This window comes from Pelomonas aquatica (genome assembly GCF_026712205.1).
In the GTDB taxonomy this organism is placed as follows: Bacteria; Pseudomonadota; Gammaproteobacteria; order Burkholderiales; family Burkholderiaceae_C; genus Pelomonas; species Pelomonas aquatica.
Map to the genome: position 1 here is coordinate 14,909 of NZ_JAPPUW010000023.1, position 24,016 is coordinate 38,924.

22 protein-coding genes are annotated in these 24,016 nt (G+C 69.4%); 10 read left to right on the top strand and 12 right to left on the bottom strand.

The window, feature by feature from the left end:
* Positions 1-28: 28 nt before the first annotated feature.
* Positions 29-1,831 (top strand): hypothetical protein, encoded by a 1,803-nt coding sequence (locus tag NYP07_RS19920; protein WP_268153484.1) that lies wholly within the window; start codon positions 29-31, stop codon positions 1,829-1,831.
* Between the two features lie 39 nt (positions 1,832-1,870).
* On the opposite strand, the gene NYP07_RS19925 is transcribed toward NYP07_RS19920, so the two are convergent.
* Genes NYP07_RS19925 through NYP07_RS19965 form a run of 9 tightly spaced genes read right to left on the bottom strand, consistent with a single transcriptional unit; the run spans position 1,871 to position 10,384 of the window.
* The gene (locus tag NYP07_RS19925) at positions 1,871-3,544 is read right to left on the bottom strand and encodes an asparagine synthetase B family protein (RefSeq protein ID WP_268153485.1); all 1,674 of its coding nucleotides are present in this window, start codon (positions 3,542-3,544) and stop codon (positions 1,871-1,873) included.
* 16 nt (positions 3,545-3,560) lie between these two features.
* Positions 3,561-4,670 carry a GNAT family N-acetyltransferase gene (locus tag NYP07_RS19930; RefSeq protein ID WP_268153486.1) on the bottom strand — a complete coding sequence of 370 codons (1,110 nt, stop codon included), beginning with the start codon at positions 4,668-4,670 and terminating at the stop codon, positions 3,561-3,563.
* A complete protein-coding gene (locus tag NYP07_RS19935; RefSeq protein WP_268153487.1) occupies positions 4,667-5,773 on the bottom strand; it encodes a glycosyltransferase family 4 protein in 1,107 nt (368 codons plus the stop codon). Before NYP07_RS19935 ends, NYP07_RS19930 begins: the two co-directional genes overlap by 4 nt.
* Positions 5,770-6,714, bottom strand: a complete 945-nt coding sequence (locus NYP07_RS19940) for a glycosyltransferase family 2 protein (protein ID WP_268153488.1) — start codon at positions 6,712-6,714, stop codon at positions 5,770-5,772. The genes NYP07_RS19935 and NYP07_RS19940 overlap by 4 nt, the downstream gene beginning before the upstream one ends.
* Before the next feature lie 3 nt (positions 6,715-6,717).
* On the bottom strand, positions 6,718-7,452 hold the full coding sequence (locus NYP07_RS19945) for a tetratricopeptide repeat protein (protein ID WP_268153489.1): 735 nt from the start codon (positions 7,450-7,452) through the stop codon (positions 6,718-6,720).
* Positions 7,453-7,487: 35 nt separating this feature from the next.
* The gene (locus tag NYP07_RS19950) at positions 7,488-8,438 is read right to left on the bottom strand and encodes a hypothetical protein (RefSeq protein WP_268153490.1); all 951 of its coding nucleotides are present in this window, start codon (positions 8,436-8,438) and stop codon (positions 7,488-7,490) included.
* A 31-nt stretch (positions 8,439-8,469) separates the two neighbouring features.
* Complete coding sequence (locus NYP07_RS19955; RefSeq protein ID WP_268153491.1) at positions 8,470-9,315, bottom strand: hydrolase 1, exosortase A system-associated; 846 nt, start codon at positions 9,313-9,315, stop codon at positions 8,470-8,472.
* On the bottom strand, positions 9,312-10,127 hold the full coding sequence (locus tag NYP07_RS19960; protein WP_268153492.1) for a hydrolase 2, exosortase A system-associated: 816 nt from the start codon (positions 10,125-10,127) through the stop codon (positions 9,312-9,314). Before NYP07_RS19960 ends, NYP07_RS19955 begins: the two co-directional genes overlap by 4 nt.
* The gene (locus tag NYP07_RS19965) at positions 10,124-10,384 is read right to left on the bottom strand and encodes an acyl carrier protein (protein ID WP_268153493.1); all 261 of its coding nucleotides are present in this window, start codon (positions 10,382-10,384) and stop codon (positions 10,124-10,126) included. Before NYP07_RS19965 ends, NYP07_RS19960 begins: the two co-directional genes overlap by 4 nt.
* A 134-nt stretch (positions 10,385-10,518) precedes the next feature.
* Here NYP07_RS19965 and NYP07_RS19970 point away from each other — a divergent pair, with 134 nt between their 5' ends.
* Together NYP07_RS19970 and NYP07_RS19975 are read left to right on the top strand one after the other, a co-directional pair.
* Positions 10,519-12,108, top strand: coding sequence for an acyl-CoA ligase (AMP-forming), exosortase A system-associated (locus NYP07_RS19970; RefSeq protein ID WP_268153494.1), 1,590 nt, complete (start codon positions 10,519-10,521; stop codon positions 12,106-12,108).
* Entirely contained in the window at positions 12,105-13,367 is a 1,263-nt protein-coding gene (locus tag NYP07_RS19975) for a pyridoxal-dependent decarboxylase, exosortase A system-associated (RefSeq protein WP_268153495.1), read from the top strand. Before NYP07_RS19970 ends, NYP07_RS19975 begins: the two co-directional genes overlap by 4 nt.
* Here the strand turns inward: NYP07_RS19975 and NYP07_RS19980 are convergent.
* The 3 genes from NYP07_RS19980 to NYP07_RS23990 are packed head-to-tail and all read right to left on the bottom strand — an operon-like array spanning position 13,364 to position 16,637.
* Positions 13,364-14,104 (bottom strand): arginyltransferase, encoded by a 741-nt coding sequence (locus tag NYP07_RS19980; RefSeq protein WP_268153496.1) that lies wholly within the window; start codon positions 14,102-14,104, stop codon positions 13,364-13,366. The genes NYP07_RS19975 and NYP07_RS19980 overlap by 4 nt on opposite strands.
* On the bottom strand, positions 14,101-14,835 hold the full coding sequence (locus NYP07_RS19985; RefSeq protein WP_268153497.1) for a leucyl/phenylalanyl-tRNA--protein transferase: 735 nt from the start codon (positions 14,833-14,835) through the stop codon (positions 14,101-14,103). The genes NYP07_RS19980 and NYP07_RS19985 overlap by 4 nt, the downstream gene beginning before the upstream one ends.
* Positions 14,832-16,637: a methyl-accepting chemotaxis protein gene (locus NYP07_RS23990; protein WP_276597550.1), complete on the bottom strand. Its 1,806-nt coding sequence runs from the start codon at positions 16,635-16,637 to the stop codon at positions 14,832-14,834. The genes NYP07_RS19985 and NYP07_RS23990 overlap by 4 nt, the downstream gene beginning before the upstream one ends.
* A gap of 51 nt (positions 16,638-16,688) precedes the next feature.
* On the opposite strand from NYP07_RS23990, the gene NYP07_RS20000 reads away from it, so the two are divergent.
* The 7 genes from NYP07_RS20000 to NYP07_RS20030 all read left to right on the top strand — a co-directional run bounded on the left by NYP07_RS20000 (position 16,689) and on the right by NYP07_RS20030 (position 24,002).
* Positions 16,689-17,057 (top strand): arsenate reductase, encoded by a 369-nt coding sequence (locus NYP07_RS20000; protein WP_268153498.1) that lies wholly within the window; start codon positions 16,689-16,691, stop codon positions 17,055-17,057.
* Between the two features lie 131 nt (positions 17,058-17,188).
* Positions 17,189-18,394 (top strand): ammonium transporter, encoded by a 1,206-nt coding sequence (locus NYP07_RS20005; protein ID WP_268153499.1) that lies wholly within the window; start codon positions 17,189-17,191, stop codon positions 18,392-18,394.
* 46 nt (positions 18,395-18,440) lie between these two features.
* A complete protein-coding gene (locus NYP07_RS20010; protein WP_268153500.1) occupies positions 18,441-19,145 on the top strand; it encodes a riboflavin synthase subunit alpha in 705 nt (234 codons plus the stop codon).
* Between the two features lie 177 nt (positions 19,146-19,322).
* Positions 19,323-19,415 carry a K(+)-transporting ATPase subunit F gene (kdpF, locus tag NYP07_RS20015; RefSeq protein ID WP_268153501.1) on the top strand — a complete coding sequence of 31 codons (93 nt, stop codon included), beginning with the start codon at positions 19,323-19,325 and terminating at the stop codon, positions 19,413-19,415.
* On the top strand, positions 19,412-21,208 hold the full coding sequence (gene kdpA / locus NYP07_RS20020; RefSeq protein ID WP_268153502.1) for a potassium-transporting ATPase subunit KdpA: 1,797 nt from the start codon (positions 19,412-19,414) through the stop codon (positions 21,206-21,208). Before kdpF ends, kdpA begins: the two co-directional genes overlap by 4 nt.
* Positions 21,205-23,259 carry a potassium-transporting ATPase subunit KdpB gene (gene kdpB / locus NYP07_RS20025; protein ID WP_268153503.1) on the top strand — a complete coding sequence of 685 codons (2,055 nt, stop codon included), beginning with the start codon at positions 21,205-21,207 and terminating at the stop codon, positions 23,257-23,259. The genes kdpA and kdpB overlap by 4 nt, the downstream gene beginning before the upstream one ends.
* Before the next feature lie 17 nt (positions 23,260-23,276).
* A complete protein-coding gene (locus tag NYP07_RS20030) occupies positions 23,277-24,002 on the top strand; it encodes a TorF family putative porin (protein ID WP_268153504.1) in 726 nt (241 codons plus the stop codon).
* The last annotated feature ends 14 nt before the right edge of the window (positions 24,003-24,016 follow it).

Genomic DNA, 24,016 nt, shown 5'->3' on the forward strand with positions numbered 1-24,016 from the left:
CGCCTTGCAATGCTGAGATCAAGCTGCGATGAAGCCGATTGAGCAAATCTCCTGGAGCTTCTGGAGAGGTATTGCCGGCAGCGTCCTGCTGGTGACGGTGGCCATCTTCGTCTGGCTGGCGCCACGCGGCTTCGAGTACACCGATGAGTCCTTCTACCTGCTCAGCCTGACCTCGTGGCGCGAGATTTCTTCCTCGCCCACGCTGTTCGGCGTGGTGCTGGGGGGACCGTTCGAACTCCTTGGACAGAGCATCGTGGTGTTCCGGCTGGCGGGCATGTTCGCGCTGCTGTGCTCGAGTGCCTACATGGCCAGGGCGGCCCTTCGATTCGCCGCCGCCGGACGGCGCTCCGCTGAGCCGGGATTGGACGGGTTCGTGGTGCTGGTGGTCATGGGCACGGCCATGCAGTTCTACACGGTGTTTGGTGTCCTTCGCGTGCCGTCCTACAACCTGCTGGCGTTGTGCGCCTTGATGTTTGCAACCGGCGCCATGCTGGGTCTTTCGGCGGCGCAGCGCGCTGGTGAGGCGTATTTTCTGCGGGCCGTCATCTATGGCGTTGCGCTCGGGCTGTGTGCTGCTGGCAAGGTGTCCACGGCCTTGCTGGGCTCCCTGCTCCACCTGGTCTATTTCGGCCTGTTGCTTCGTGGGCCCAGACCGGTGGCCATTGGCAAGGCGGCGATCGGTGCCGTGCTCGGTTTTGCGCTTGTCGCGGGCGCGGTGCTGGTGTTGCAGCCTAAGGCTGCTGCCATCCTGAGCATGGGTTTGTCCTTGTCCCGCATCGTCGACGACCGTTATGGGCCCGCCAGCCTCGTCAACTTGCTTCGCTGGGACGTTCAGCGACAGGTGAGCGAATATTGGTTCGTTCCTGTCGGGCTGCTGGCGTTGGCCGCTGCCCAGAGGTGGTGGCCCGGCCGCATCGCAGCCTGGGTATACCGCGCCGTGTTCGCTGCATGCTTGCTCGCAAGCGTTGCGGCACAGACCAGTTCCGCCTGGTCGCACCTCTGGTTGTTGCTGGCCGCGTTGGGCCTGCTGTGGTCGTTTGCCCCTGCGGAGCGGTGTTCGTCGACGACCGACGCGCGGGGCCGTTCCGTCGAGGAGGCCAGCCTGCCGTTTCTGCTGATGAGCTTGCCGCTTGCCTTCTCCTTCGGTACGAACGGCAGGGTGCTGGCCCACTGTGAAGCGGCGGCAGCCCCGGCGATGTTGGGGGTGTGCCTGATCGCGATGACGGCATACAGGCAAGGGCGAATGGGACGTGGCGGTGCTGCGCTCTGCCTGCTGTTGCTGGCTTTGCCGGCCGTCGTCGGCCAATGGCGGCTGATTGCGGATCTGAGCGCCAACTATCGGCAGCGCGTGCCCTTGGGCGCGCAGCAGCTCGAGGTCCATGTCGGCCCTGCGGGCTCGCGACTTCTCGTGGACGAGGCAACCAGCAGCGCCATCCAATCGTTGCAAGTCGCAGCGTCGAAGGCCGGGTTCAAGTCGGGGACGGCTGTCCAGGACTTCACCGGCGACGGCGCCGGCATTGTGTTCATCCTGGGCGGCCGGCCATTGGCCGCGGCATGGATGAGTGGCGGCTATCCCGGCGCCGAAGCGGCCGCATCGAAGCTGCTGTCCGGCGTCGACAAACAGGCGCTGGCGAACGCCTGGCTTATCAGTTCGGAAGACAACCCGCGTTCGATCCCGAACTGGCACGGCATCCTTGAGCAGCGACTCGGGCAAGGCTCCCACGAGCTTGCAGCGACTGTTGAAATCCGCTCGCCCTACGATTGGGTGCGGGATTCTCCGGGAACGTGGAGGGTTGCTTTGTGGCGGCCCGCCCGACCCAGTCCGCGCTGACCGCAGCGACGCGGGCCGGAGGGGCTCGCCGCCGCTGCTTCAAGCCAGGCGCCAGTCCGGCGCATGCCGGCGCAGCCACTGCTCCAGCATCATCAGGATCCAGACCATTTCGCCGTAGTAGCCCGCGTGTTCCTTGAGTCTGTGGGTCAGCAGGCTCTCGACGAACTCGGTGCGCACGATGCCGCGCGCGGCGACGCCGCGCAGCGACTCGGCGGCCAGCGCGTTCAGCGCCGCGTCCTTGACGGCCCAGGGGCCGAAGGGCAGGCCGAAGCCGTGCTTCTTCTTCGTCAGGATCTCGTCCGGCAGGAAGCCGCGCAACGCTTCCTTGAAGAACCAGCGCAGCTTCAGGCCCTTGAGCTTGTAGTGGGTCGGCAGTTTCAGCGAGAAGTCCAGCAGCCGCGTGTCCAGCAGCGGAAAGCTGACGTCCACACCGGCCAGGCCGGTCGTGCCGACGACCTTGGGCAGGTCGTTCTCGGCCAGCGTGTAGCGCCAGTCGAAGGCCAGCATCTGGTTGACCAGGCTGGCGTCGTGCGGGCCGCCGTTCCAGGTGGCGCGCTGGTGCTCGCGCGGCGCATCGGTACTGACGGCCGCCAGGAAGGCCGGCGTCAGCACGTCGGCCAGGCCCAGGCGGTCCAGCAGGTTGTAGCTCTGCATGCGGTCCGGCATCGGCACGCGGGCCTGGCGGATGTAGCTGGTGCCCTTCTTCAGCAGCGGGATGTTGCCGGTGATCGGGTTCACGAACAGCGGGTTCAGCACGCCGGCGCGCAGCGGTGAAGGGATCTGGCTGTAGACGTGGAAGACGCGCTCCTTGGCGTAGCGCACGTTGCCGCCGAAGAGTTCGTCGCCGCCGTCGCCGGCCAGCATGCGGGTGTAGCCGTCGGCGCGCGCCTTGCTCGCGCAATAGAAGGCCGGCACGGCCGAGGAGTTGCCGAAGGGCTGGTCGTAGTGGGCCGCGACGTCGGGGATGGCGTTCACGAGGTCGGCGGGCGTCACGTAATACTCGTGGTGGTCGGCGCCGTAGGCCTTGGCCGCAATGCGCGCATAGGCCATCTCGTCATAGCCCTCGGCCTCGAAGCCGATGGAGTAGCTGGCTGCCGGCTTGCCGGTGGCCTCGCCGAGCAGGCCGCAAACCGTCGAGCTGTCGGTGCCGCCGCTCAGGAAGCAGGCGGTCCTGCCGTCGCTGCCGAGGCGGTCCTTGACCGCCGCGCGCAGGATGCCGCGGAACTCGTCGCGCAGCGCGTCGAAGTCGGGGTCGGCCTGCTCCACGAAGCGCGCGACCCAGTAGGGTGCGACGGTCAGCCTGCCGTTCTCGAACAGCGCGTAGTGGGCCGGCGGCAGGCGCAGGATGCCGGCGTAGATCGTGCGCGGCGACGGGATGCAGTGGTGGAAGAGGTAGTCGAAGATGGCCTGCCGGTCCAGCGCCGTGATGCCGAGGCGGCGGGCCAGGTCGTTCGCGCGCGTCGCATAGTGCAGCCGGCCGCCCTGCACCGCGTAGCAGAGGCTGTGCATGGCGAAGCGGTCGACGGCGAGCCAGGCACCGCCGCCGGGCAGGTCCAGCGCCACCGCGAACTCGCCGCCCACGTCGGCCGCGCAGCTTGCACCGCGCGCGGCGTAGGCCTGCTGCCAGGCGGCCAGGGCGATAGGAGCGGGCGCGGAGAAGCGTGGGAGGCCGGAGGCGAAGGGTGTGTCGGGCGGCAGGGCTTGGGCTTGCATCTCGGGTCTTGTCGGATCAGGCGGACGGATTGTCGGCGCGGGGTGCCGGCTTCGCGCGCAGGCGCCGCCAGGCTTCGCCGACGGCCTGGCGGGTGAGGCCGAGCAGGCCGCGAGGTGTCAGCGGGTCGTAGGCGACGAGGCCGAAGCGCTCGCGGCGCCGGCTCATCCAGGCGGCCTTGTAGGGGTCGTCGCCGATCAGGTAGTCGATCTCGAGAACGCCGTCAACGTCGATGGCCTGCTCCATCAGCAGGGCCGTCAGCAGCGTGCCCGGGGCGAGGGCCTTGTGGGCCTCATCGTAGGCGAGCTTGTAGATGTCGGCGCGGCCGTTGGCGACGATCCAGATCTGCGCGGCGACCGGCTTCTCGCCGAGCCACGCGAGGCCCAGGCGCAGCCAGCCGCGCCTGGCGCTCAGGCGGATGAGCCCGGGTACGAAGTCGGGGTAGGGCTCGGCCACCTTCCAGCTTTGCGCGTAGACGGCCTGGTAGGCCGCGATGCTGGCTTCCAGCCGTTCGCCGCCCTGCACGATCTCGAGCCGGCCGCCCTCGGCGGCGAACTTCTTGGCATTGCGCTTGATCGTGCTGCGTACCTGGCCGGCGCGGTCCTTGAGGTAGTCTGCCCAGTTCTGGCGCACCGGCTCGTACCAGTTGCCGAAGGCGAAGTAGGCATGGCTGCTCAGGCCCGCCAGCGCCAGCGCGCGCTTGAGCAGGGCGAACTCGCGCGAGGCCGGGTCCATCGGCGCGAAGCGGTAGGCCGCGGCGCGCGCGCCGTTCTTGCGCAGCGCGCGGGTCAGCGGCAGCAGGTCCTCGGGCTGGAGGTCGTCCGCGAGCGCCGGGGCGTAGATGGCGGTGTAGTAGTTGGACAGCGCGCTGACCTCGCGGCCCAGCGTGCCGGCGTGCGCCACGGTCGGCAGCACGGCGAGCACGCGGCCCTGGCCGTGCAGCACCTGGAAGCGCACTTCGTGCGTCTGCGGCTCGTGCGCGTAAACAGCATCGACGAGGTTGGCATGCCAGTCGGCGCCGAATTCGATGTGGCGCTCTTCCGCCCGGGCCAGGAGTGCAAGGGCCTCGGCCGGCAGCTCACGGACGTGGCGGTAGGTGTCGACGCGGGTGCTCGTGCCGTCGGTCATGGTCGCGTGCCCACCGCTTTGCGATACACCTCCTGATGGCGCTCCCAGCTCCGCGCCCAGCGGAAATGGCGCGCCCAGGCGCGCGCCTGGTCGGCCTTCTCGGCCCGTGCCTCGGCGCCGAGCGTCACGGCAGCGTGCAGCGCAGCGGCCCAGGCGCCGAGGTCGTCGGCAGGCACGAGCGTTGTCAACGGACCGACGAGTTCGGCCAGGCTGCCAAGCGGGCTGAAGAGGACCGGCACGCCGGCGGCCTGGGCCTCGATGGCCGGGAAGCCGAAGCCTTCGTACAGCGTCGGATAGAGCACGGCAGCGGCCCCCTTGTAGAGGGCCAGCAGTTCCGCGTCGGACAGGAAGTCGGCGAATAGCACGCGCGCTTGCAGTGCGTGCGGCAGCGCCGCGCGCGCCGCTTCGCGGGCCGCGGCGCCGAAGCCGCAGGCCACGAGCTTGAGCCGGGGGTCGGGCTGCGCGGCCAGCACCTGCAGCGCCCAGTCGAAGCGCTTGCGCTTCATGGGGCCGCCGACGTAGACGGCATAGGCTGCCGAGTCCAGCGCCTGGCGCAGCGCCACGGGGACGGGGGCCGTCGGGGGGGCGAAATAGGTCGTGTCGATGCCATGGTGGATGACCGTCAGGCGCGGCTCCAGTTCGGGCCAGCGCGCGAGGATGTCGCGACGCGAGGATTCGCTGATGGTGATGACGTGGGCAGCCCTGCGCAACGCGGCCGGGATGATGCGATCCCAGTACAGGCGATCAGCTGCGGTGTCGGGGCGGTCTTCGAACGCGAGCGTGTCGTGCAGCGTGACAACGGTGGGCAGGGGCTGCCACAGCGGCAGCGCGCCCTCGGTGCAGTGCAGCAGGCTCAGCGGCAGGCGCCGCGCCCGCAACGGCAGCCCCAGCTGTTCCCACAAACGGAAGCGGTCACCGCGGAACTCGAAGATGTCCGGCGTGAGGCGCGCCCCTTCGGGATGCTGCAACGGGTGCCGGGGGTCGTCGGCGAACAGGTGCCAGTCGATGTCTGCGTTGCTGTGGCGAAGCAACTCCATGACGTACTTGCCCATGCCGCGCACGTGGGCCGTGTTCAGGCAGCGGGCTACGAGGCCGATCTTCATGCCGCCCGCCCTTCGCCCGGCAGCCAGGAGCGCAGCAGCAGCTTCCAGCCGGGCCAGTGGCCGGGTTGCACCCGCAGCGCCTGGCGAGCGCTGCGTCGCGCCGCGGCACGTTGGCCGGCCTGGAGCTGGGCATAGGCGAACTCGCTCCAGCTGCCTGCCAGCCTTTCGCGCACGGCGGCTGCATCGGCCTGGCGGCCGTCGGGGCCCGCGAGGCCCCAGGTGTCGACGGCCCGTTGCACCACGCGGCCCCGGTAGTTGTCGCGCGGGGCGCTGCGCGTGATGCTGGCCGGGTGCTTGCGGTACAGCGCCAGTGGCCGCGCGACCCGCTCGATGCGCGTCACGCGCGAGGCGCGCAGCCACAGGTCGTAGTCTTCGCCGATGCGCAGCTCAGTGTCGAAGCCGCCGATCTCGTCCAGCAGGTCGCGCCGCATCAGCACGGTGGACGTCCAGACGACGCAGTCCAGCAGCAACTCGGGGTAGAGCCAGCCGGTGGCGCCGGCCCATCGGGGGGTGTCTTGCGACTCGGCGGCCACTTGCTCAAGCAGCGCCGGGTCGGGCGCGGCTTCGTCGCTGGGCCAGACCTGCCAGGCCGCATAGCTCATGCGGCAGCCGGGCATGGCCGCCATGGCCTCGAACTGGGCGACGAGCTTGTCGGGCAGCCAGATGTCGTCGGCGTCGCAGAACGCAACCCACCGCGCCGTGGCGGCGGCGATGCCGGCATTGCGCGCAGCGGCCACGCCTGCATTGGCGCGGCGGATCAGGCGGACCTGCGGGAATTCGCGCTCGACCAGCGCAGCCGAGCCGTCTGTCGAGCCGTCGTCGACGACGATGACCTCGAGCTCAGCGCCGGCCTGTGCCAGCACGGCACGCAAGGTGGCGGCGATGTAGCGCTCGGTGTTGAAGCAGGGGACGACGACGCTGACGCGGGGCAGGGCGCTCATGCGTCACTGCGAGGCGGCGGATGCGGGTGCGGAGGCGGCGGCCGGGGCGGACGCCGGCGCGGAAGCGGCGTCGGCGGGAGGCTCGGTCCAGCGGCCGATGGCCGTGAGCCGTTCGCGCAGCTCCTGGCGCTTGAAGCCCAGCGCCATGACGCGGTGGGCCTGGGCCAAGGCCTTGTCGTATTCCTTCATGTCGAAATACAGCATGCCCGCATTGAAATGGGTGAAGGCGTTGTCTGGCTCGGTATCGGTCACGACCTGATCGACGACTTTCGAGGCTTCCGGCATGCGGTTGCGCGAGATCAGGAAGAACGCGTAATACATGCGGAACACGAGGTCGTCCGGCGCATACCGGATGCCCCGCAGGAAATAGCACTCCAGGGACATCATGGCGCCAGGAGCCGGGTCCTGCTTGAGCTTGTCCACCAGTTGCATCATCGAGACGATGGCGCGGGGGTGGTTGGGAAACGCGCCCAGCGTGTAGCTGATGTCACCTCCGATGGGCCCCGTCATGCCCGCGCGCAGGTGTTCAACCTGCGGCGTGAAGTGGTAGTCCTCGACGATGTCGCGCCGCTGCTGCGGCGTGGTCCGGTAGTCGAAGGGGCCGAAGTAGTTGCCAGGGTATTGGCCGCAGCCCTCCGGCGCAGGCGCCTTCTGGACCGAGACGGCGTGGGCCGACAGGTTGACGGCCAGGAGCCCGCCCAGCATGACGTGTACGCAGCGCAGAACTTTGGGGTGCATAGGGGTCCAGCAGGATGGCGTTGTGTGTGTGCGGATCAGGCGGGGCTGCTTGTCAGCCTCACATCCGACTCGGCCAGCATTTTCTTGACGGTATTCCAGAGGTCCGACAAGCCCATCGAGGCGCAGGCTTTCTCGAGTTCGAAGTTGGCGGAGAGCTCCATCGCGAGGTTGCGCCGCCAGTCGTCATGGCCGTGCACCTTATAGGTGTCGCGGCGGCCGATGCGCGTGAAATGGCCGGCATCGATCTCCTGGTTCGGAATCAGCTGCAGCGGCCCGCCGCAGTGCTTGTGCCAATACAGGATGCCGGTGCCGTGGTCCCAATACTCCTGCACGCGGCGGCGCCTTTCCTCATGGCCGCGCAGCATCGGGTGCAGGTAAAAGCACATCCACCAGCCGCAGCCGGATTCGAAGGCGTGCTGGCTCCCGGCGCGGCTCACGCAGCCGAGCAGCTCCCAGGCGCGCGTCAGCTTTTTGCCGCGCAGCCGGTCGGCGATGGAGATGTCTTCCTGCGTGGCCATGATCTGGCCGGCCGGCATGTCCTCGAAGGATTGCGCATAACGCTTCAACTGCGGCAAAGGGACCAGCAGGTCCGAGTGCCAGAACGCCAGCTTGTCCGGAATGAAGGCGAACGCAAATTCCAGAGGAAAGTGCGGGTACATGGTGCGAAAGCCGAAGCCTTCGTTGAAGTCGATCGACAACGCGCCGGGCAGCAGCGGCGGCGGGCCCACGCGCGGGTCGAACCCGACCAGCGGCGTCCAGCCCACTTCCAGCGCCATGGCCTGCTGGATCAGGCACCAGGCCGGGTCGACGTTCCAGCACAGCCACAGCTTGTTGTGGCCGGCCGTGACCTGCGACCATTTGCGCGCCTCGCGCAGCACGTCGTGGAGGGTGAAGGGCGAGCCGTTGAATGCCTCCCAGTTCCCGATGCCGGACGCCATGGCGAGGTAGTTGGTCTGCTCGGTCGGGAGCTCGAACATCTGGGTCATGATGAGCGCGATGGTGGGTGGGCTTGGCGGTTCAAGCGAGCGCCTGAACGGTGGAGAGGCTCAGGGTGAACGCAAGGTCCTGGTCGGATGTTCGGCTCAGCGTGTGGTCGGCGTGCTCCAGGTCGACGCGGCGCAGGTTGGGGCGGCTGAGCAATTTCTGCCAGACCTGCGATGGCAAGGCATGCTCGAAAAACTCCTTGGCGGTGAGGTCGTCGCCGCTCAGGATCAGCAGGACCGCGCCGGAAAACCCGCTCAGGCCATCCGCCATGCGGTGTTGAAAACTGCGTGAATCGGCGGCGGATTCATGCGCGCCGCGCGCCAGGCGCAAATTGGCGCCGAGCGTGCTCAGCGCCGTGCGACCCACGCCGCCGCGCAGCAGCTTCAACCAAAATTCTCGCTCACGCAGCCTTTGCCAGTAGTAGTGTTTCACATGGGTCCGCGCCAATGTGGCGGCCGAGCGTACCCACGGATTCAGCAAGATCAATCCCGCAATTCGTGGATCGTTCGTCGATTCGACATAGAGCAGCGCCGCCGAAGCCGCGTCGCACAGGCCCCACAGGACGACACGCTTGACGCCGGGCCGCGCTGCCCTCAGCGCACCGATGGCCGCGGCAATGTCGGCGTCGACGCCGAGGAAGTCCCGCGCTTCGCCCGGGCTGTCGCCCATGCTGCGGTAGTCGAAGCGCAGTGCCGTGATGCCATGAGCCGCAAAGTGCCGGGCCAGCAGCGTGAACTGGCGGTGGCTGCCGGCGCGGTACTGCGGGCCGCCGACGACGATGACGACACCGACCTCCGCCGGCTCGCCGGTCACGGGCTCGGCCAGGATCCCGACCAGGCGCTCGCCCTGGCAGTCGAAGCTGAGGGTCGACTCTTTCACGACAGCGCCTCCACGGTGCGCGCGATCAGCGCCGGCGCGAGTTCGATCTCGCTGGTGGCCCAGAAGCCCGGGCCTTGGACGATCAGCGGGTGGACGGCCCAGCCGGCGTCCTGCCAGCTCTTGATGGCCTGCTCGCTGACGGGGGTCAGCACGGCGTCCTCGCGCGTGCTGAGCTCCAGCCACTCGACGCGGCCGGGCGTGCCGGCCGGCGCGAGTTTCGCAGCCTCCAGGCCGGACGCGAGCGACGAGCCCAGCCGATACCCCGCCACTTCGACCGGCCGGCCCGCGGCCAGTTCGGCCTTCAACTGCTCCATCAGCCCCTTGCTCGCGCCGCCCGCGATCTCGGCGGCCAGCTTCAGCCGCAGGAACTGCTGCAACGCGAGCTTGCCGCCCGCCATCGGCTGCCAGAACAGGTGGTTGACCGGCCGGCCCCAGTCGGTGGCTGCCAGCAGGCAGCCCGCGCGCAGCCCCCAGAGCCACAGCGGCGCGTCGGGCACGCGGGCATCGAGCCATTCGAGGCCCAGGCGCACGTCGGCCTGCCAGTCGGCCCAGCTCGCGTCGCCGAAGTCGGCCGACGAGTCGCCGCAGCCGCGCAGGTCGATCTGCAGCACGGCATGCCCGGCCTCGGCCAGCGCGCGGCAGGCCAGCGCCACCATGCGGCGCGACTTGTTCATCTCCTCCGCGAACGGATGCAGGTAGAGGAGCCGGCTGCGCGGCCTTTCACGAAACTCCGGGGCCGGCGTATGGAAGAGGCAAAGCCGCTGCTCGCCGCCGGCGGCGGGCAGGAAGAAGACGTCGGGGCGAGGGATCAACCCAGCCGGGCGGCGACGAAGTCCGCCAGCGAGCCCACGGTGGCGAAGGTGTCGCCGTCGATGTCGTCGTCGTCGACGGCAATGCCCAGCTGTTCCTCCATGGCCGTGATGAGGCTGACCACGGCCATCGAGTCCAGCTCGGGCAGGGCGCCGAGCAGGGCGGTGTCGCGGGTGAAAGAAATCTGGGCGCGGCCGTTCAGGCTCAGCACGTCGTCGAGAAGCCTCAGCACATGGCTGAGCACCTGGGCGTTGTCCATGGATTTGACGCAAGAAAAGCAGCCGCGCAGTTTAGCGGCCCGCCCCCTTGCCTCCGGGGGCGGCCACCCCTTGGCCTCGGGGTCGCGTGCGATACTTTTTTCACTGTCAACGCCCGCTTTGCGGCCGCGCCTTCATGCCCGAATCGACCCTGCTGAACGAGTTGGTGGCCGTCGCCGCCGAGCGCACGCCCGACGCCCCGGCCCTGAGCTACGGCGCGGCGACGCTGGGCTACGGCGAGCTGGATGCGGCCGTGCGCGGCTTCGCCGGCGGGCTGATGCAGCTGGGCCTGGCCCGCGGCGAGCGCGTCGCGATCTACCTCGAGAAGCGCTTCGAGACGGTCGTCGCCAGCTTCGGCGCGCCGGCCGCCGGTGCTGTCTTCGTGCCGCTGAATCCGCTGCTCAAGCCCGAGCAGGTCGGCTTCATCCTGCGCGACTGCGACGTGCGGGTGCTCGTCACCTCGCCCGAGCGCCTGTCGCAGCTCGGCGAGGTGCTGACCCAGTGCCAGTCGCTGCGCCATGTCGTGCTGACCGGCGGCGCCGGCGCGGCGCCGGTGCCGGTGCATGACTGGGCGGCGCTGCTGGGCGCATCGGCGCGCGATGGTCACCGTGTCATCGACACCGACATGGCGGCCATCCTCTACACCTCGGGCTCGACGGGCCGGCCCAAGGGCGTCGTGCTGTCCCACCGCAACCTGGTGGCCGGCGGCAAGAGCGTGGCCGGCTACCTCGAGAACCGCGCCAGCGACACGCTGCTGGCCGCGCTGCCGCTGTCCTTCGATGCCGGCTTCAGCCAGCTGACGACGGCCTTCCACAGCGGCGCCCGCGTCGTGCTGCTGAACTATCTGCTGCCGCGCGACGTGCTCAAGGCCATGGAGCGCGAGAAGGTCACGGGCCTGACCGCCGTGCCGCCGCTTTACATCCAGCTGACCCAGCTCGAATGGCCCGCCGCCATCGACGCCCATCTGCGCTATTTCGCCAACACCGGCGGCCGCATGCCGCGCGCGACGCTGGACCTGCTGCGCGCCAAGGCGCCGTCCGCCAGGCCCTTCCTGATGTACGGGCTGACGGAAGCCTTCCGCTCGACCTATCTGCCGCCGAGCGAGGTGGACCGCCGCCCGGACTCCATCGGCCGCGCCATCCCGAACGCCGAGATCCTGGTGCTGCGCGAGGACGGCACGGAATGCGCGCCCGACGAGCCCGGCGAGCTGGTGCACCGCGGCGCCCTCGTCGGCCTGGGCTACTGGAACGACGCCGAGAAGACGGCCGAGCGCTACAAGCCGCTGCCGGTCGGCGTCGGCGGGCGCGAGGGCGGCCTGCAGCTGCCCGAGTTCGCCGTGTTCTCCGGCGACACGGTGCGCCGCGATGCCGAGGGCTTCCTGTACTTCGTCGGCCGCCGCGACGAGATGATGAAGACCTCGGGCTACCGCGTCAGCCCGACCGAGGTCGAGGAAATCCTGTACGCGACCGGCCTGGTGGGCGAGTGCGTCGCCTTCGGCGTCGATCACGACACCTTGGGCCAGGCTATCCAGGTCATCGTGACGCCGCCCGAAGGCGCGAGCGAACTGGATCTGGCCGCGCTGACCGCCGCCTGCAAGGCCCGCATGCCGGCCTATATGCTGCCCCACGGCATCGCTGCCCGCAGCGGCCCGCTGCCGCGCAACCCCAACGGCAAGATCGACCGCAAGACCCTCTCGACCGACTGGGCCGAGCGCCACGCAGCATGAGCGAACCCACTGCCCCGAAGCGCGTGCTCGAACACGCGCCCGTCCTCTTTCCCCGCGACGCCAGTGGCGAACTGCTCGTCGGCGGCCAGCGCCTGTCCGTGCTGGCCGAGCGCGTCGGCCAGACGCCCTTCTATGCCTACGACCGCGGCCTGCTGAAGGCCCGCGTGGCCGAGCTGCGCGCGGCCCTGCCCAAGGGCATCGAACTGCATTACGCGATGAAGGCCAACCCGATGCCGGCGCTGGTGCAGCTGATGGCGGGCCTGGTCGACGGCATCGACGTGGCCTCGGCCGGCGAGCTGCAGGTGGCGCTGAACGCGGGCGCCGACCCGCACGAGATCAGCTTCGCCGGCCCCGGCAAGCGCGACATCGAGCTGGCCCAGGCCGTCGCGGCCGGCGTGCTTGTCAACGTCGAGTCGGCACGCGAACTGGCGGCGCTGGCCAGGGCGTCGCAGCGCCTGGGCCAGCCGGCGCGCGTCGCGCTGCGCGTGAACCCGGACTTCGAGCTCAAGGGCTCGGGCATGCGCATGAGCGGCGGGCCCAAGCAGTTCGGCATCGATGCCGAGGCGCTGCCCGAGGTGCTGGCCGAGGTCGGCCGCCTCGGCGGCGACGGCCTCGCGTTCGAGGGCTTCCACCTGTTCGCCGGTTCGCAGAACCTGAAGGCCGAGGCCATCTGCGAGGCCCAGCTCAAGAGTTACGAGCTGGCCCTGCGCCTGTCCGAGTCGGCACCAGCGCCGGTCCGCTTCCTGAACCTGGGCGGCGGCTTCGGCATCCCCTATTTCCCGGGCGAGACGCGGCTGGACCTGGCGCCCATCGCGGCCAACCTCGCGGCCTTGCAGGAGCGCGCCAGGGCGGACCTGCCGCAGGCCAAGCTGGTCATCGAACTGGGCCGTTATTTCGTCGGCGAGGCCGGCATCTACGTCAGCCGCGTCGTCGACCGCAAGCTGTCGCGCGGCCAGGTCTTCCTGGTGGCGGACGGCGGCCTGCACCACCACCTGTCGGCCTCGGGCAACTTCGGCCAGGTGCTGCGCAAGAACTACCCGGCCTCCGTCGAGCCCCAGGGCCGCCGCGAAGCGGCCACCGAGCCGGCGAGCATCGTCGGCCCGCTGTGCACACCGCTGGACCTGCTGGCGGACCGCATGGACATTGCCCGCGGCGAGGTCGGTGACCTGGCGGTCGTCTACCAGAGCGGCGCCTATGGACGCAGCGCCAGCCCCGAGGGCTTCCTCGGCCACCCGGCCTGTGTGGAAGTGCTGGTCTAGCTTTCTGCGGCGTCCGTCCAGACCCCGTTCTGCAGGATCTGGTGCGGCCTGAAGCCGGCCTTGTAGGCCATCTTCGGGCTCTCCTCGATCCAGTAGCCCAGGTAGAGGTGGCTGAGCTTGAGCTCGCGGGTCTGCTGGATCTGCCACAGCACGCCATAGGTGCCGTAGCTGGCGTCCACGTCCGGGTCGTAGAAGGTGTAGACCGCCGACAGGCCGTCGCTGAGGATGTCGAGGATGGACACCATGCGCAGCGGCGCGCTGCCGTCCGGCATCGGCTCGCGGAACTCGACGAGGCGGGAGTTGATGCGGCTCTGCAGCAGGAATTGCGTGTACTGGTCGACGCTGTCGTGGTCCATGCCGCCGCCGCTGTGGCGGCCGGCCTGGTAGCGCAGGTAGAGGGCGTAGTGCTCGGGCGAGTAGCCCAGGCGCATGACCTTGGCCTGCAGCTGGCGATGGGCCTTCCAGGCGCGCTTCTGACTGCGGTTGGGCAGGAAGCGGTCGACCGGCACGCGCAGCGCGACGCAGGCGCGGCACTGGTCGCAGTAGGGGCGGTAGGTGAACAGGCCGCTGCGGCGAAAGCCCGCCGCGACGAGGTTGGAGTAGGCGTCGGCGTGGATCAGGTGGCTGGGCGTGGCGACCTGCGAGCGCGCCTGGCGGCCCGGCACATAGCTGCACGGATAGGCCGCCGTGGCATAGAACTGGATCTGCGCAAGCGGCAGTTCTTTGGGATGGGTCACGTCGGATTCAGCAGATGCTGGTGCCAGTAGTCCGGATGATAGGTCCACGGCCGCGGCGCGGGCTCGTCGACATGGGCGGCAAGATGGGCTTCGAACCTGTTCCTGGGCACTTCGGCGGCCCCCAGCGAGGCCAGGTGCCGGGTGTTCTGCTGGCAGTCGATCCACGGGATGCCGAATTCCCGGCACAGGCAGACCAGCGCGCACAGCGCGATCTTGGACGCGTCCGTGCGGCGCATGAACATCGATTCGCCGTAGAACATGCGGCCGAGGTTGACGCCGTACAGGCCGCCGGCGAGCTCGCCGTCCACCCAGGTCTCGACGCTGTGCAGGGCCGGCCAGGCCAGGTAGGCGGCCTGCAGCTCGGGCACGATCCAGGTGCCCGCCTGCCCGTCGCGCGGCGCGCCGGCGCAGGCCTGGAGCACGGCGGCGCGATCATGGTCGACGCGGATCTCGCAGCCGGGCGTCGCGGCGAAGCGCTGCACCGTCCTGCGCAGCGAGCGCGACAGCTTGAAGTCGGCCGTCTTCAACACCATGCGCGGGTCGGGCGCCCACCACAGCGGCGGCTGGCCGGGGCCGTACCAGGGGAAGACGCCTCGGCGGTAGGCGGCTTCCAGTCGCTGCGGCGTCAGCGTGCCGCCGGCGGCGAGCAGGCCGGGTGCGTCGGTGCGCGCACCGAGGGCGTGCGAGCTCGGGGGGAAGTCGAGCGTGGCCTCGTCCAGCCAGTCGATCATCGGCGGCCGATGCGGAAGGTGGCGACGATCTGCGACAGCTGCGCGGCCTGGTCCTTCAGGCTCTCGGCCGCGGCGGCGGACTGCTCGACGAGGGCGGCGTTCTGCTGCGTCATCTGGTCCAGCTGCAAGACGGCGGTGTTGACCTCGCCGATGCCGCGGCTCTGCTCGGCCGCGCCGGCGCTGATCTCGGTGACGATGGCCGTCACGCGCTGCACGCTGCGCAGGATCTCCTGCATGGTCTGCGCGCTCTCGTCGACGAGGCGGCTGCCGTCGGCAACGCGCTCCACGCTGCTGCCGATCAGGCCCTTGATCTCCCGGGCCGCCTCGGCGCTGCGCTGGGCCAGCGCGCGCACTTCGCCGGCCACGACCGCGAAGCCGCGGCCCTGCTCGCCGGCGCGCGCGGCTTCCACGGCCGCGTTCAGCGCGAGGATGTTGGTCTGAAAGGCGATGCCGTCGATGGTGCCGATGATGTCGTTGATGCGCACCGAGCTGGCGCTGATCTCCTGCATCGTCGAGGCCACCTGCTGGGCCACCTCACCGCCGCGCTGGGCCACGTCGGCGGTGCCGCGGGCATGGCCGTCGGCCTCCTGCGCCTGGTCGGCGCTGCGCTGCACGGTCTGCGTGATGTGCTGCATGGACGAGGCCGTCTGCTCCAGGCTGGCGGCGGCGCTCTCGGTGCGGCCGCTCAGATCCTGGGCGCCGGCCGCGATCTCGCGCGAGGCCGTCGCGATGGACTCGGCGCTGGCGGCCACGCCGCGCATGACGGATTCGATCTGCGACACGAACTGGTTGAAGGCGCGCGCGATGTCGCTCAGCTCGTCCTCGCCGGCGTCGTTCAGGCGCTGGGTCAGGTCGCCGCCCCCGGCGCTGCCGATCTGCAGCATCGCGTCCTTCACGACGACGAGGCGGTGCAGCAGGGAGTTGACCAGCCAGGTCGCGAACAGCGTCGCGCCGACGAGCAGCAGCACGAGGGCGATGCCGGCGTCGCGCAGCAGCGCGCTCAGCGAGGCCAGCGCCTCGCCGCGCTCGGCCGCCGTGACGAGCAGCCAGTCCGTGCCGGCCACGGGCGCTGCGCGCAGGAAGAAGCCGTGCTCGCCGACGTTGACCTCGACGAGTTCGTCGGCGCCGGCCCCGGTCAGCCTGGCCGGCGTCAGCTCGGGCGCCAGCTCGGTCATGGGCTTGAGCGTCAGCGCGGCATCCGGGTGGGCGATGATCTTGCCAGCCTTGTCGGCCAGGAAGGCGAAGCCCGACGGCGTGGGCTTGAGCTGGTTGATCGTCGTGACGACCTCGTCCAGCGTCACGTCGGAGCCGGCCACGCCCTTGATCTCGCCACCGGCGCGGATCGCATAGGCGAAGGTGACGACCAGCTTCTTGGACGAGGCGGCGATATAGGGCGCCGTCAGCACCGGCTCGGGGCTCGTGGACGCGAGCTTGTACCAGGTGCGCGACGTGGGGTCGTAGTCGGCCGCGCGCTGGCGGTCCGGCACCGAGACCATGCGCTTGTCGGCGCCGCCGACATAGGCCAGGTCCAGCGCGCCCGAGGTCAGCCCCTGCTGCAGCGCCGGCGCCGGGTCGGCCGCGGCCAGGGCCGGCGCCATGGCCTGCACGACATGCTTCTGCCCCTTGGCCCAGGAGGCGATGCGGTCCGCCTGCGCCTGGCCGTTGGCGCCGAGCTGCGCGGCCAGGTCGTGCAGGATGGTGCTGCGCGCGGCGCGGTAGCTGGTCAGCGTGGCCAGCAGCACCGACACCACCATCAGACCCAGGCATGCCGCCAGCAGGCGGCTCTTGATCGTCTTCAGCATCGCATCTCCGTTGGCTTGGATGGCAACCGGCTCATGGTAGCTTCGCGCCCCATGATCACCGTCTATGGCATTCCCAATTGCGACACCGTCAAGAAGGCCCGCGCCTGGCTGGCCGGACAGGGCCTGGAGGTCGTCTTCCATGACTTCAAGAAGCAGGGCGTTCCCGCGGAACTGCTGCCGGCCTGGCTGCAGGCCTTCGGCCGCGACAGGCTGGTCAACCGCGCCGGCACGACCTGGCGCCGGCTGGACGATGCCACCCAGGCCGGCGTCGTCGACGACGCCAGCGCCACGGCCCTGATGCTGGCCGAGCCCAGCGTCATCAAGCGACCGGTGGTGCGCTGGCCGGACGGCCGGCTGACGCTCGGATTCAGTGCGGAAGCGTTCGAGAAGAGTGCGCTCAGCGCACCAAACAAGGGCTGATCGCCGCCTTGTGGTGCCTTCCCGCCAAAAGACTGCGCCTTAAAAGCGGGCATTGAATTTGCTGTTTCGGTGCATGCCGGTTCGGCTTGGTGCATGTCGCCCAAGCCTGGAACCTGGGGCCGGAGACAGCGTTGGAGTCATCGATCAAGCAGGGCGCGGACGCGCTCTTCATCCTGCTGGGCGCCATCATGGTGCTCGCCATGCATGCAGGCTTCGCCTTCCTGGAGCTGGGCACCGTGCGCAAGAAGAACCAGGTCAATGCGCTGGTGAAGATCCTCGTGGACTTCGCCGTGTCCACGCTGGCCTATTTCCTGATCGGCTACCTCGTCGCCTACGGCACGCACTTCTTCTCCGGGGCCGAGACGCTGGCGCAGAAGAACGGCTACGAGCTCGTCAAGTTCTTCTTCCTGCTGACCTTCGCGGCGGCCATTCCCGCCATCGTGTCGGGCGGCATCGCCGAACGGGCCCGCTTCGGCCCGCAGCTGGCGGCCACGTCGATCATCGTCGGCTTCGTCTACCCCTTCTTCGAGGGCATCGCCTGGAACCAGGCCTTCGGCATCCAGGCCTGGCTCAAGGCCGCCACGGGCGCCGAGTTCCATGACTTCGCCGGCAGCGTCGTCGTGCACGCGGTGGGCGGCTGGATCGGCCTCGCGGCCGTGCTGCTGCTCGGCCCGCGCCTGAACCGCTACCGCAAGGACGGCGCGATGAGCGCCCACCCGCCATCCAGCATCCCCTTCCTGGCCCTGGGCGCCTGGGTGCTGACCGTGGGCTGGTTCGGCTTCAACGTGATGAGCGCGCAGACGCTGGACAAGATGTCCGGCCTCGTGGCCGTGAACTCGCTGATGGCCATGGTGGGTGGCACGCTGGTGGCCACGCTGCTCGGCCGCAACGACCCCGGCTTTGCCTACAACGGCCCGCTGGCCGGCCTGGTGGCCGTCTGCGCCGGCTCGGACCTCATGCACCCGCTGGGCGCGCTGGTGACCGGCGGCGTGGCCGGCTGGCTGTTCGTCCAGTTCTTCACGCTGACGCAGAACCGCTGGAAGATCGACGACGTGCTCGGCGTCTGGCCGCTGCATGGCCTGTGCGGCGCCTGGGGCGGTATCGCCTGCGGCATCTTCGGCCAGAAGGCGCTGGGCGGTATCGGCGGCGTCAGCCTGAGTGCGCAGCTGCTGGGCACGCTGGGCGGCGTGGCCTGGGCGCTGGCGGGTGGCTTCGTCGTCTACGGCGTCATCAAGCGCTTCGTCGGCCTGCGGCTGGACGCCGAGCAGGAGTTCGAGGGCGCCGACCTGTCCATCCACAAGATCGGCTCGACCCCCGACCGCGAGGTCAGCTGGTAAGCTGGCCCGACTCTCTCCAGGCGGCCCTTCGGGGCCCTTTTTCATCATGTTCACAGGCATCGTCCAGGGCGTCGCCCGCGTCGAATCCATCGAGGCCCGCGAGGGCCTGCACACGCTGCACCTGAAGTTCCCGCAGGGCTTCGACGCGGAACTGGCCATCGGTGCTAGCGTGTCCTGCGACGGCGTCTGCCTGACCGTCACCGAGCGCCCGGCGCCCGGCGTGGCCAGCTTCGACGTGATGGCGCAGACGCTCAGGCTGACGACGCTGGGCGGCCTGATGGTGGGCTCGGGCCTGAACGTCGAGCGCGCCGCGAAGGAGGGCGTCGAGATCGGCGGCCATCCGCTGTCGGGGCATGTGGACGTGTCTGCCCGCATCGCAGAGATCCGCAGGCCCGACAACAACCACGTCATCCGCTTCGCGCTGCCGGCGCCGTGGATGCGCTATGTCTTCGCCAAGGGATACATCGGCGTCAACGGCTGCAGCCTGACCGTGGCCGAGGCCCGGCGCGAGCGCGACGGCTCGGGCTGGTTCGAGGTCTGGCTCATCCCCGAGACGCTGCGCATGACGACCTTCGGCGACAAGGACGTTGGCGACGCGGTGCACATCGAGATCGAGCGCAGCACCCAGGTCGTCGTCGACACCGTGCGCGACGCGCTGGACGAGAAGCTGGGGCCGCTGCTGCCGGTGCTGGAAGCCATCGCCGCGGAGCGCGGCATCGACATCACCCAGCTCGCGCTGCCCAAATCTTGATGCTTTCTTGATGCCGCCCGCCGCGTTCTTGTCGGCGGCTTGACGGCCCGATTTCCAGAATGACCTCCATCGTTATGGAGGTGTCATGGACATCGTTTTTCTCGGTCTCTGCGCGGCTCTCGCGCTTGTGACCGGTCTCGCGGCCTGGGGCTGCGACAAGCTGGCGAGGAGGAAGTCATGAGCGGCTTCGAAATCGCTGCGACCATCCTCGTCGTCGGGCTGGTCGCTTATCTGTTCTGGGCGCTGCTGTTCCCGGAGGACCTGTCATGAGCACGTCCGCCTGGATTCAGCTGATCGTCTTCCTCGTCGTCTTGTTCGCGCTGGCCTGGCCGCTGGCGCGCTGGATCCACGCGGCGATGGAAGGCCGCGTGGGCTGGCTGCGCCGCGTCGAGCGTGGCCTGCTGCGGCTGGCCGGCGTCGATGCCGATGCCGAGCAGGGCTGGCTGAGCTATGCGCTCGGCCTCTTGATCTTCAATGCGCTGGGCGTCTTCGCCGTCTACGCGCTGCAGCGCCTGCAGCAATGGCTGCCGCTGAACCCGCAGGGCCTGGCCGCCGTCACGCCCGACTCGGCCTTCAACACCGCCGTCAGCTTCGTGACCAACACCAACTGGCAGGGCTATGGCGGCGAGACGACGATGAGCTATCTGACCCAGATGCTCGCGCTGACGGTGCAGAACTTCCTGTCCGCCGCCACCGGCATCGCCGTCGTCGTCGCGCTGGTGCGCGGCTTCGCCCGCCACAGCGGCAAGGCCATCGGCAATGTCTGGACCGACCTGACCCGCGCGACGCTGTGGGTGCTGCTGCCGCTGTCCCTGGTGTTCGCGCTGGTGCTGGCCGGCATGGGCGTCGTGCAGACGCTCAGGCCCTACCAGGACGTGACGACCCTCGAGGCGCAGAGCTGGCAGGAGCCCAAGGTCGGCGCCGACGGCCAGCCGCTCAAGGGCGCCGACGGCCAGCCCGTCATGGAAGACAAGAGCGGCCAGGGCCAGAGCATCGCCCTCGGCCCGGTGGCCTCGCAGCTCGCGATCAAGATGCTGGGCACCAACGGCGGCGGCTTCTTCAACGCGAACTCGGCGCATCCCTTCGAGAACCCCAGCGCGGCCACCAACGCGCTGCAGATGCTGTCCATCTTCCTGATCCCGGCGGCGCTGTGCTTCGTCATGGGCCGGCAGGTGGGCGACATGCGCCAGGGCTGGGCGCTGCTGGGCGCGATGACGGCGATGTTCGTCGTCGCGGTCGTCGTGGCCACGGCGGCCGAACAGGCCGGCAACCCGCAGCTCGCCAAGCTCGGCGTCGACGCGACCCAGAGTATTGCGCAGTCCGGCGGCAACATGGAGGGCAAGGAAGTGCGCTTCGGCATCGAGGCCTCGTCGCTGTTCGCCGTCATCACGACCGCCGCCAGCTGCGGCGCCGTCAACGCGATGCACGACAGCTTCACGCCGCTGGGCGGCCTCGTGCCCCTGGTCATGATGCAGCTCGGCGAGGTCGTCTTCGGCGGCGTCGGCGCGGGCCTGTACGGCATGCTGGTGTTCGCCATCCTGGCCGTCTTCGTCGCCGGGCTGATGATCGGCCGCACGCCCGAATACCTCGGCAAGAAGATCGAGGCGCACGAGATGAAGATGGTGTCGCTGGCCATCCTGCTGACGCCGCTCGCCGTGCTCGTCGGCACGGCCATCGCCGTCGTCATGGAGCCGGGCAAGGCCGGCATCGCCGCGCCCGGCGCGCATGGCTTCAGCGAGGTGCTGTATGCGTTCTCGTCCGCCGGCAACAACAACGGCAGCGCCTTCGCCGGCCTGTCGGCCAACACGCCCTTCTACAACCTGCTGCTGGGCCTGGTGATGTGGATCGGCCGCTTCGGCGTCATCGTGCCGGTGCTGGCCATGGCCGGCTCGCTGGCGGCCAAGAAGCGCCTCGCCCCCGGCGAGGGCACGCTGCCCACGCACGGCCCGCTGTTCGTCGTGCTGCTGATCGGCACCGTGCTGCTGGTCGGTCTTCTGAACTATGTGCCGGCGCTGGCCCTGGGGCCCGTCGTCGAGCATCTGACTCTGTGGGGTGCGCAATGAAACGCGCCGGTTTCTCCCTGTTCGACCCCGCGCTGACCCGCGCCGCGCTGGCCGATTCCTTCCGCAAGCTGGACCCGCGCACGCAGTTGCGCAACCCGGTGATGTTCGTCGTCTACCTGGGCAGCCTGCTGACGACGGCCCTGTCCATCGCCCAACCGAATGGCTTCGTCATCGCGGTGACCGTGTGGCTGTGGTTCACCGTGCTGTTCGCCAACTTCGCCGAGGCACTGGCCGAGGGCCGAAGCAAGGCGCAGGCCGCGTCGCTGCGTGGCCTGAAGAAGGAGACCTGGGCCAAGGTCCTCGCCGGCTGGAAGGCCGGCGCGCCACGCGAGTCGCTGAAGTGGACGCCGCGCGAGGCCAGCACGCTGCGCAAGGGCGAGCTGGTGTTCATCGAGACCGGCGACGTCGTGCCGGCCGATGCCGAGGTCGTCGACGGCGTCGCGTCCGTGGACGAGAGCGCCATCACCGGCGAATCGGCCCCCGTCATCCGCGAGAGCGGCGGCGACTTCTCGGCGCTGACCGGCGGCACGCGCGTGTTGTCCGACTGGGTCGTCGCCCGCGTGGCCGTCAACCCCGGCGAGACCTTCGTCGACCGCATGATCGCGATGGTCGAAGGCGCGCAGCGCAAGCGCACGCCCAACGAGATCGCGCTGACCATCCTGCTCGTCGCGCTGACGCTGGTCTTCCTGGGCGTGTGCGCCACGCTGCTGCCGTTCTCGCAGTTCAGCGTGGCGGTCGCGGGCGCCGGGCAGCCGGTTGGCATCGTCGTGCTCGTCGCACTGTTGGTCTGCCTGATCCCGACCACCATCGCCGGCTTGCTGTCGGCCGTGGGCGTGGCGGGCATGAGCCGCATGCTGCAGGCCAATGTCATCGCCACGTCGGGCCGCGCCGTCGAGGCCGCCGGCGACGTCGACGTGCTGCTGCTGGACAAGACCGGCACCATCACGCTGGGCAACCGCCAGGCCGATGCCTTCTGGCCGCTGGACGGCGTCAGCGAGGCCCGGCTGGCCGACGCGGCGCGCCTGGCCTCGCTGGCCGATGAGACGCCCGAGGGCCGCAGCATCGTGGCCCTGGCCGACCGCAAGTTCGGCCCCGCTGCCCCGGCCTCCGGCCACGGCGAGTTCGTGCCGTTCACGGCGCAGACGCGCATGAGCGGCGTCGACCTCGGCGAGCGCCGCATCCGCAAGGGCGCCGGAAGCGCGGTGCGCACCCATGTCGAGGCCCTGGGTGGCCGCTGGCCCGCCAGCGTGCAGGCCACGGTGGACGAGGCCGCGCGCCGCGGCAGCACGCCGCTGGCGGTTGCCGACGGCGCGCGCATCCTCGGCGTCGTCGAACTGAAGGACATCGTCAAGCCCGGCATCAAGGAGCGCTTCGCGCAACTGCGCCGCATGGGCATCAAGACGGTCATGGTCACTGGCGACAACCGGCTGACGGCCGCAGCCATCGCGGCGGAGGCCGGTGTGGACGACTTCCTGGCCGAGGCCACGCCCGAGGCCAAGCTGGCGCTGATCCGCGAGCAGCAGTCGCAGGGCAAGCTGGTCGCGATGACCGGTGACGGCACCAACGACGCGCCGGCCCTGGCCCAGGCCGACGTGGCTGTCGCGATGAACACCGGCACCCAGGCCGCCAAGGAGGCGGGCAACATGGTCGACCTCGACAGCAACCCGACCAAGCTCATCGAGGTCGTCGAGACCGGCAAGCAGATGCTGATGACGCGCGGGTCGCTGACAACCTTCTCCATCGCCAACGACCTGGCCAAGTATTTCGCCGTGCTGCCGGCGGCCTTCGTGTCGACCTACCCGCAGCTGTCGGCGCTGAACGTGATGCGCCTGGCCAGCCCCAACTCGGCCATCCTGAGCGCCGTCATCTTCAACGCGCTGATCATCGTCGTGCTGATCCCGCTGGCCTTGAAGGGCGTGCGCTACCGCGCCATCGGCGCGGCCGCGCTGCTGCGCCGCAACCTGCTGGTCTACGGCCTGGGCGGAGTCATCGTGCCCTTCATCGGCATCAAGATCATCGACCTCATCCTCGTCGCGCTCGGCCTGGCTTGAACCCACTTCCAAATTTCATGAAAACACTCGTTTCCCTGCTGGCCCTCGCGGCCGCCATTCCCGCCTTTGCCGACGAACCCGCGCCCGCGGCAGATCCGCTGTCCTTCAATGTCGGCGTCGTCAGCGAGTACCGCTACCGCGGCATCTCGCAGAGCCGCCTGAGGCCCGCTCTGCAAGGCGGCATCGACTACGCCGGCGCGAACGGCTTCTATGTCGGCACCTGGGCCTCGACGATCAAGTGGGTCAAGGACGCCGGTGGCGACGGCGACGTCGAGGTCGACCTGTACGGCGGCTACAGGACCGAGGTCGCCAAGGGCCTGACGCTGGACGTCGGCGTGCTGCAGTACGTCTACCCGAGCAACAAGCTCAACCCCAGCGCCAACACCTTCGAGCTCTACGGCGCGGTGAGCTTCGGCCCGGTGACGGCCAAGTATTCGCACAGCACGACCAATTTGTTCGGCTACGCCGACAGCAGGAACAGCGGCTACCTCGACGTGACGGCCAACTTCGACATCGGCGACGGCTTCAGCCTGGCGCCGCACGTCGGCCACCAGACAGTCAGGCATCTCGCGGCCGCTTCCTACACCGACTACTCGCTGACGCTGGCCAAGGACTTCTCCGGCCTGGTACTGAGCGGATCCCTCGTCGGCACGGACGCCGACAAGACGACCTATGCCAGTCCCGTGAATGGAAAATTCATGGGCAAGACCGCGCTGGTCGTCGGCCTGAAGAAGACCTTCTGAACAGGAAACCCGTC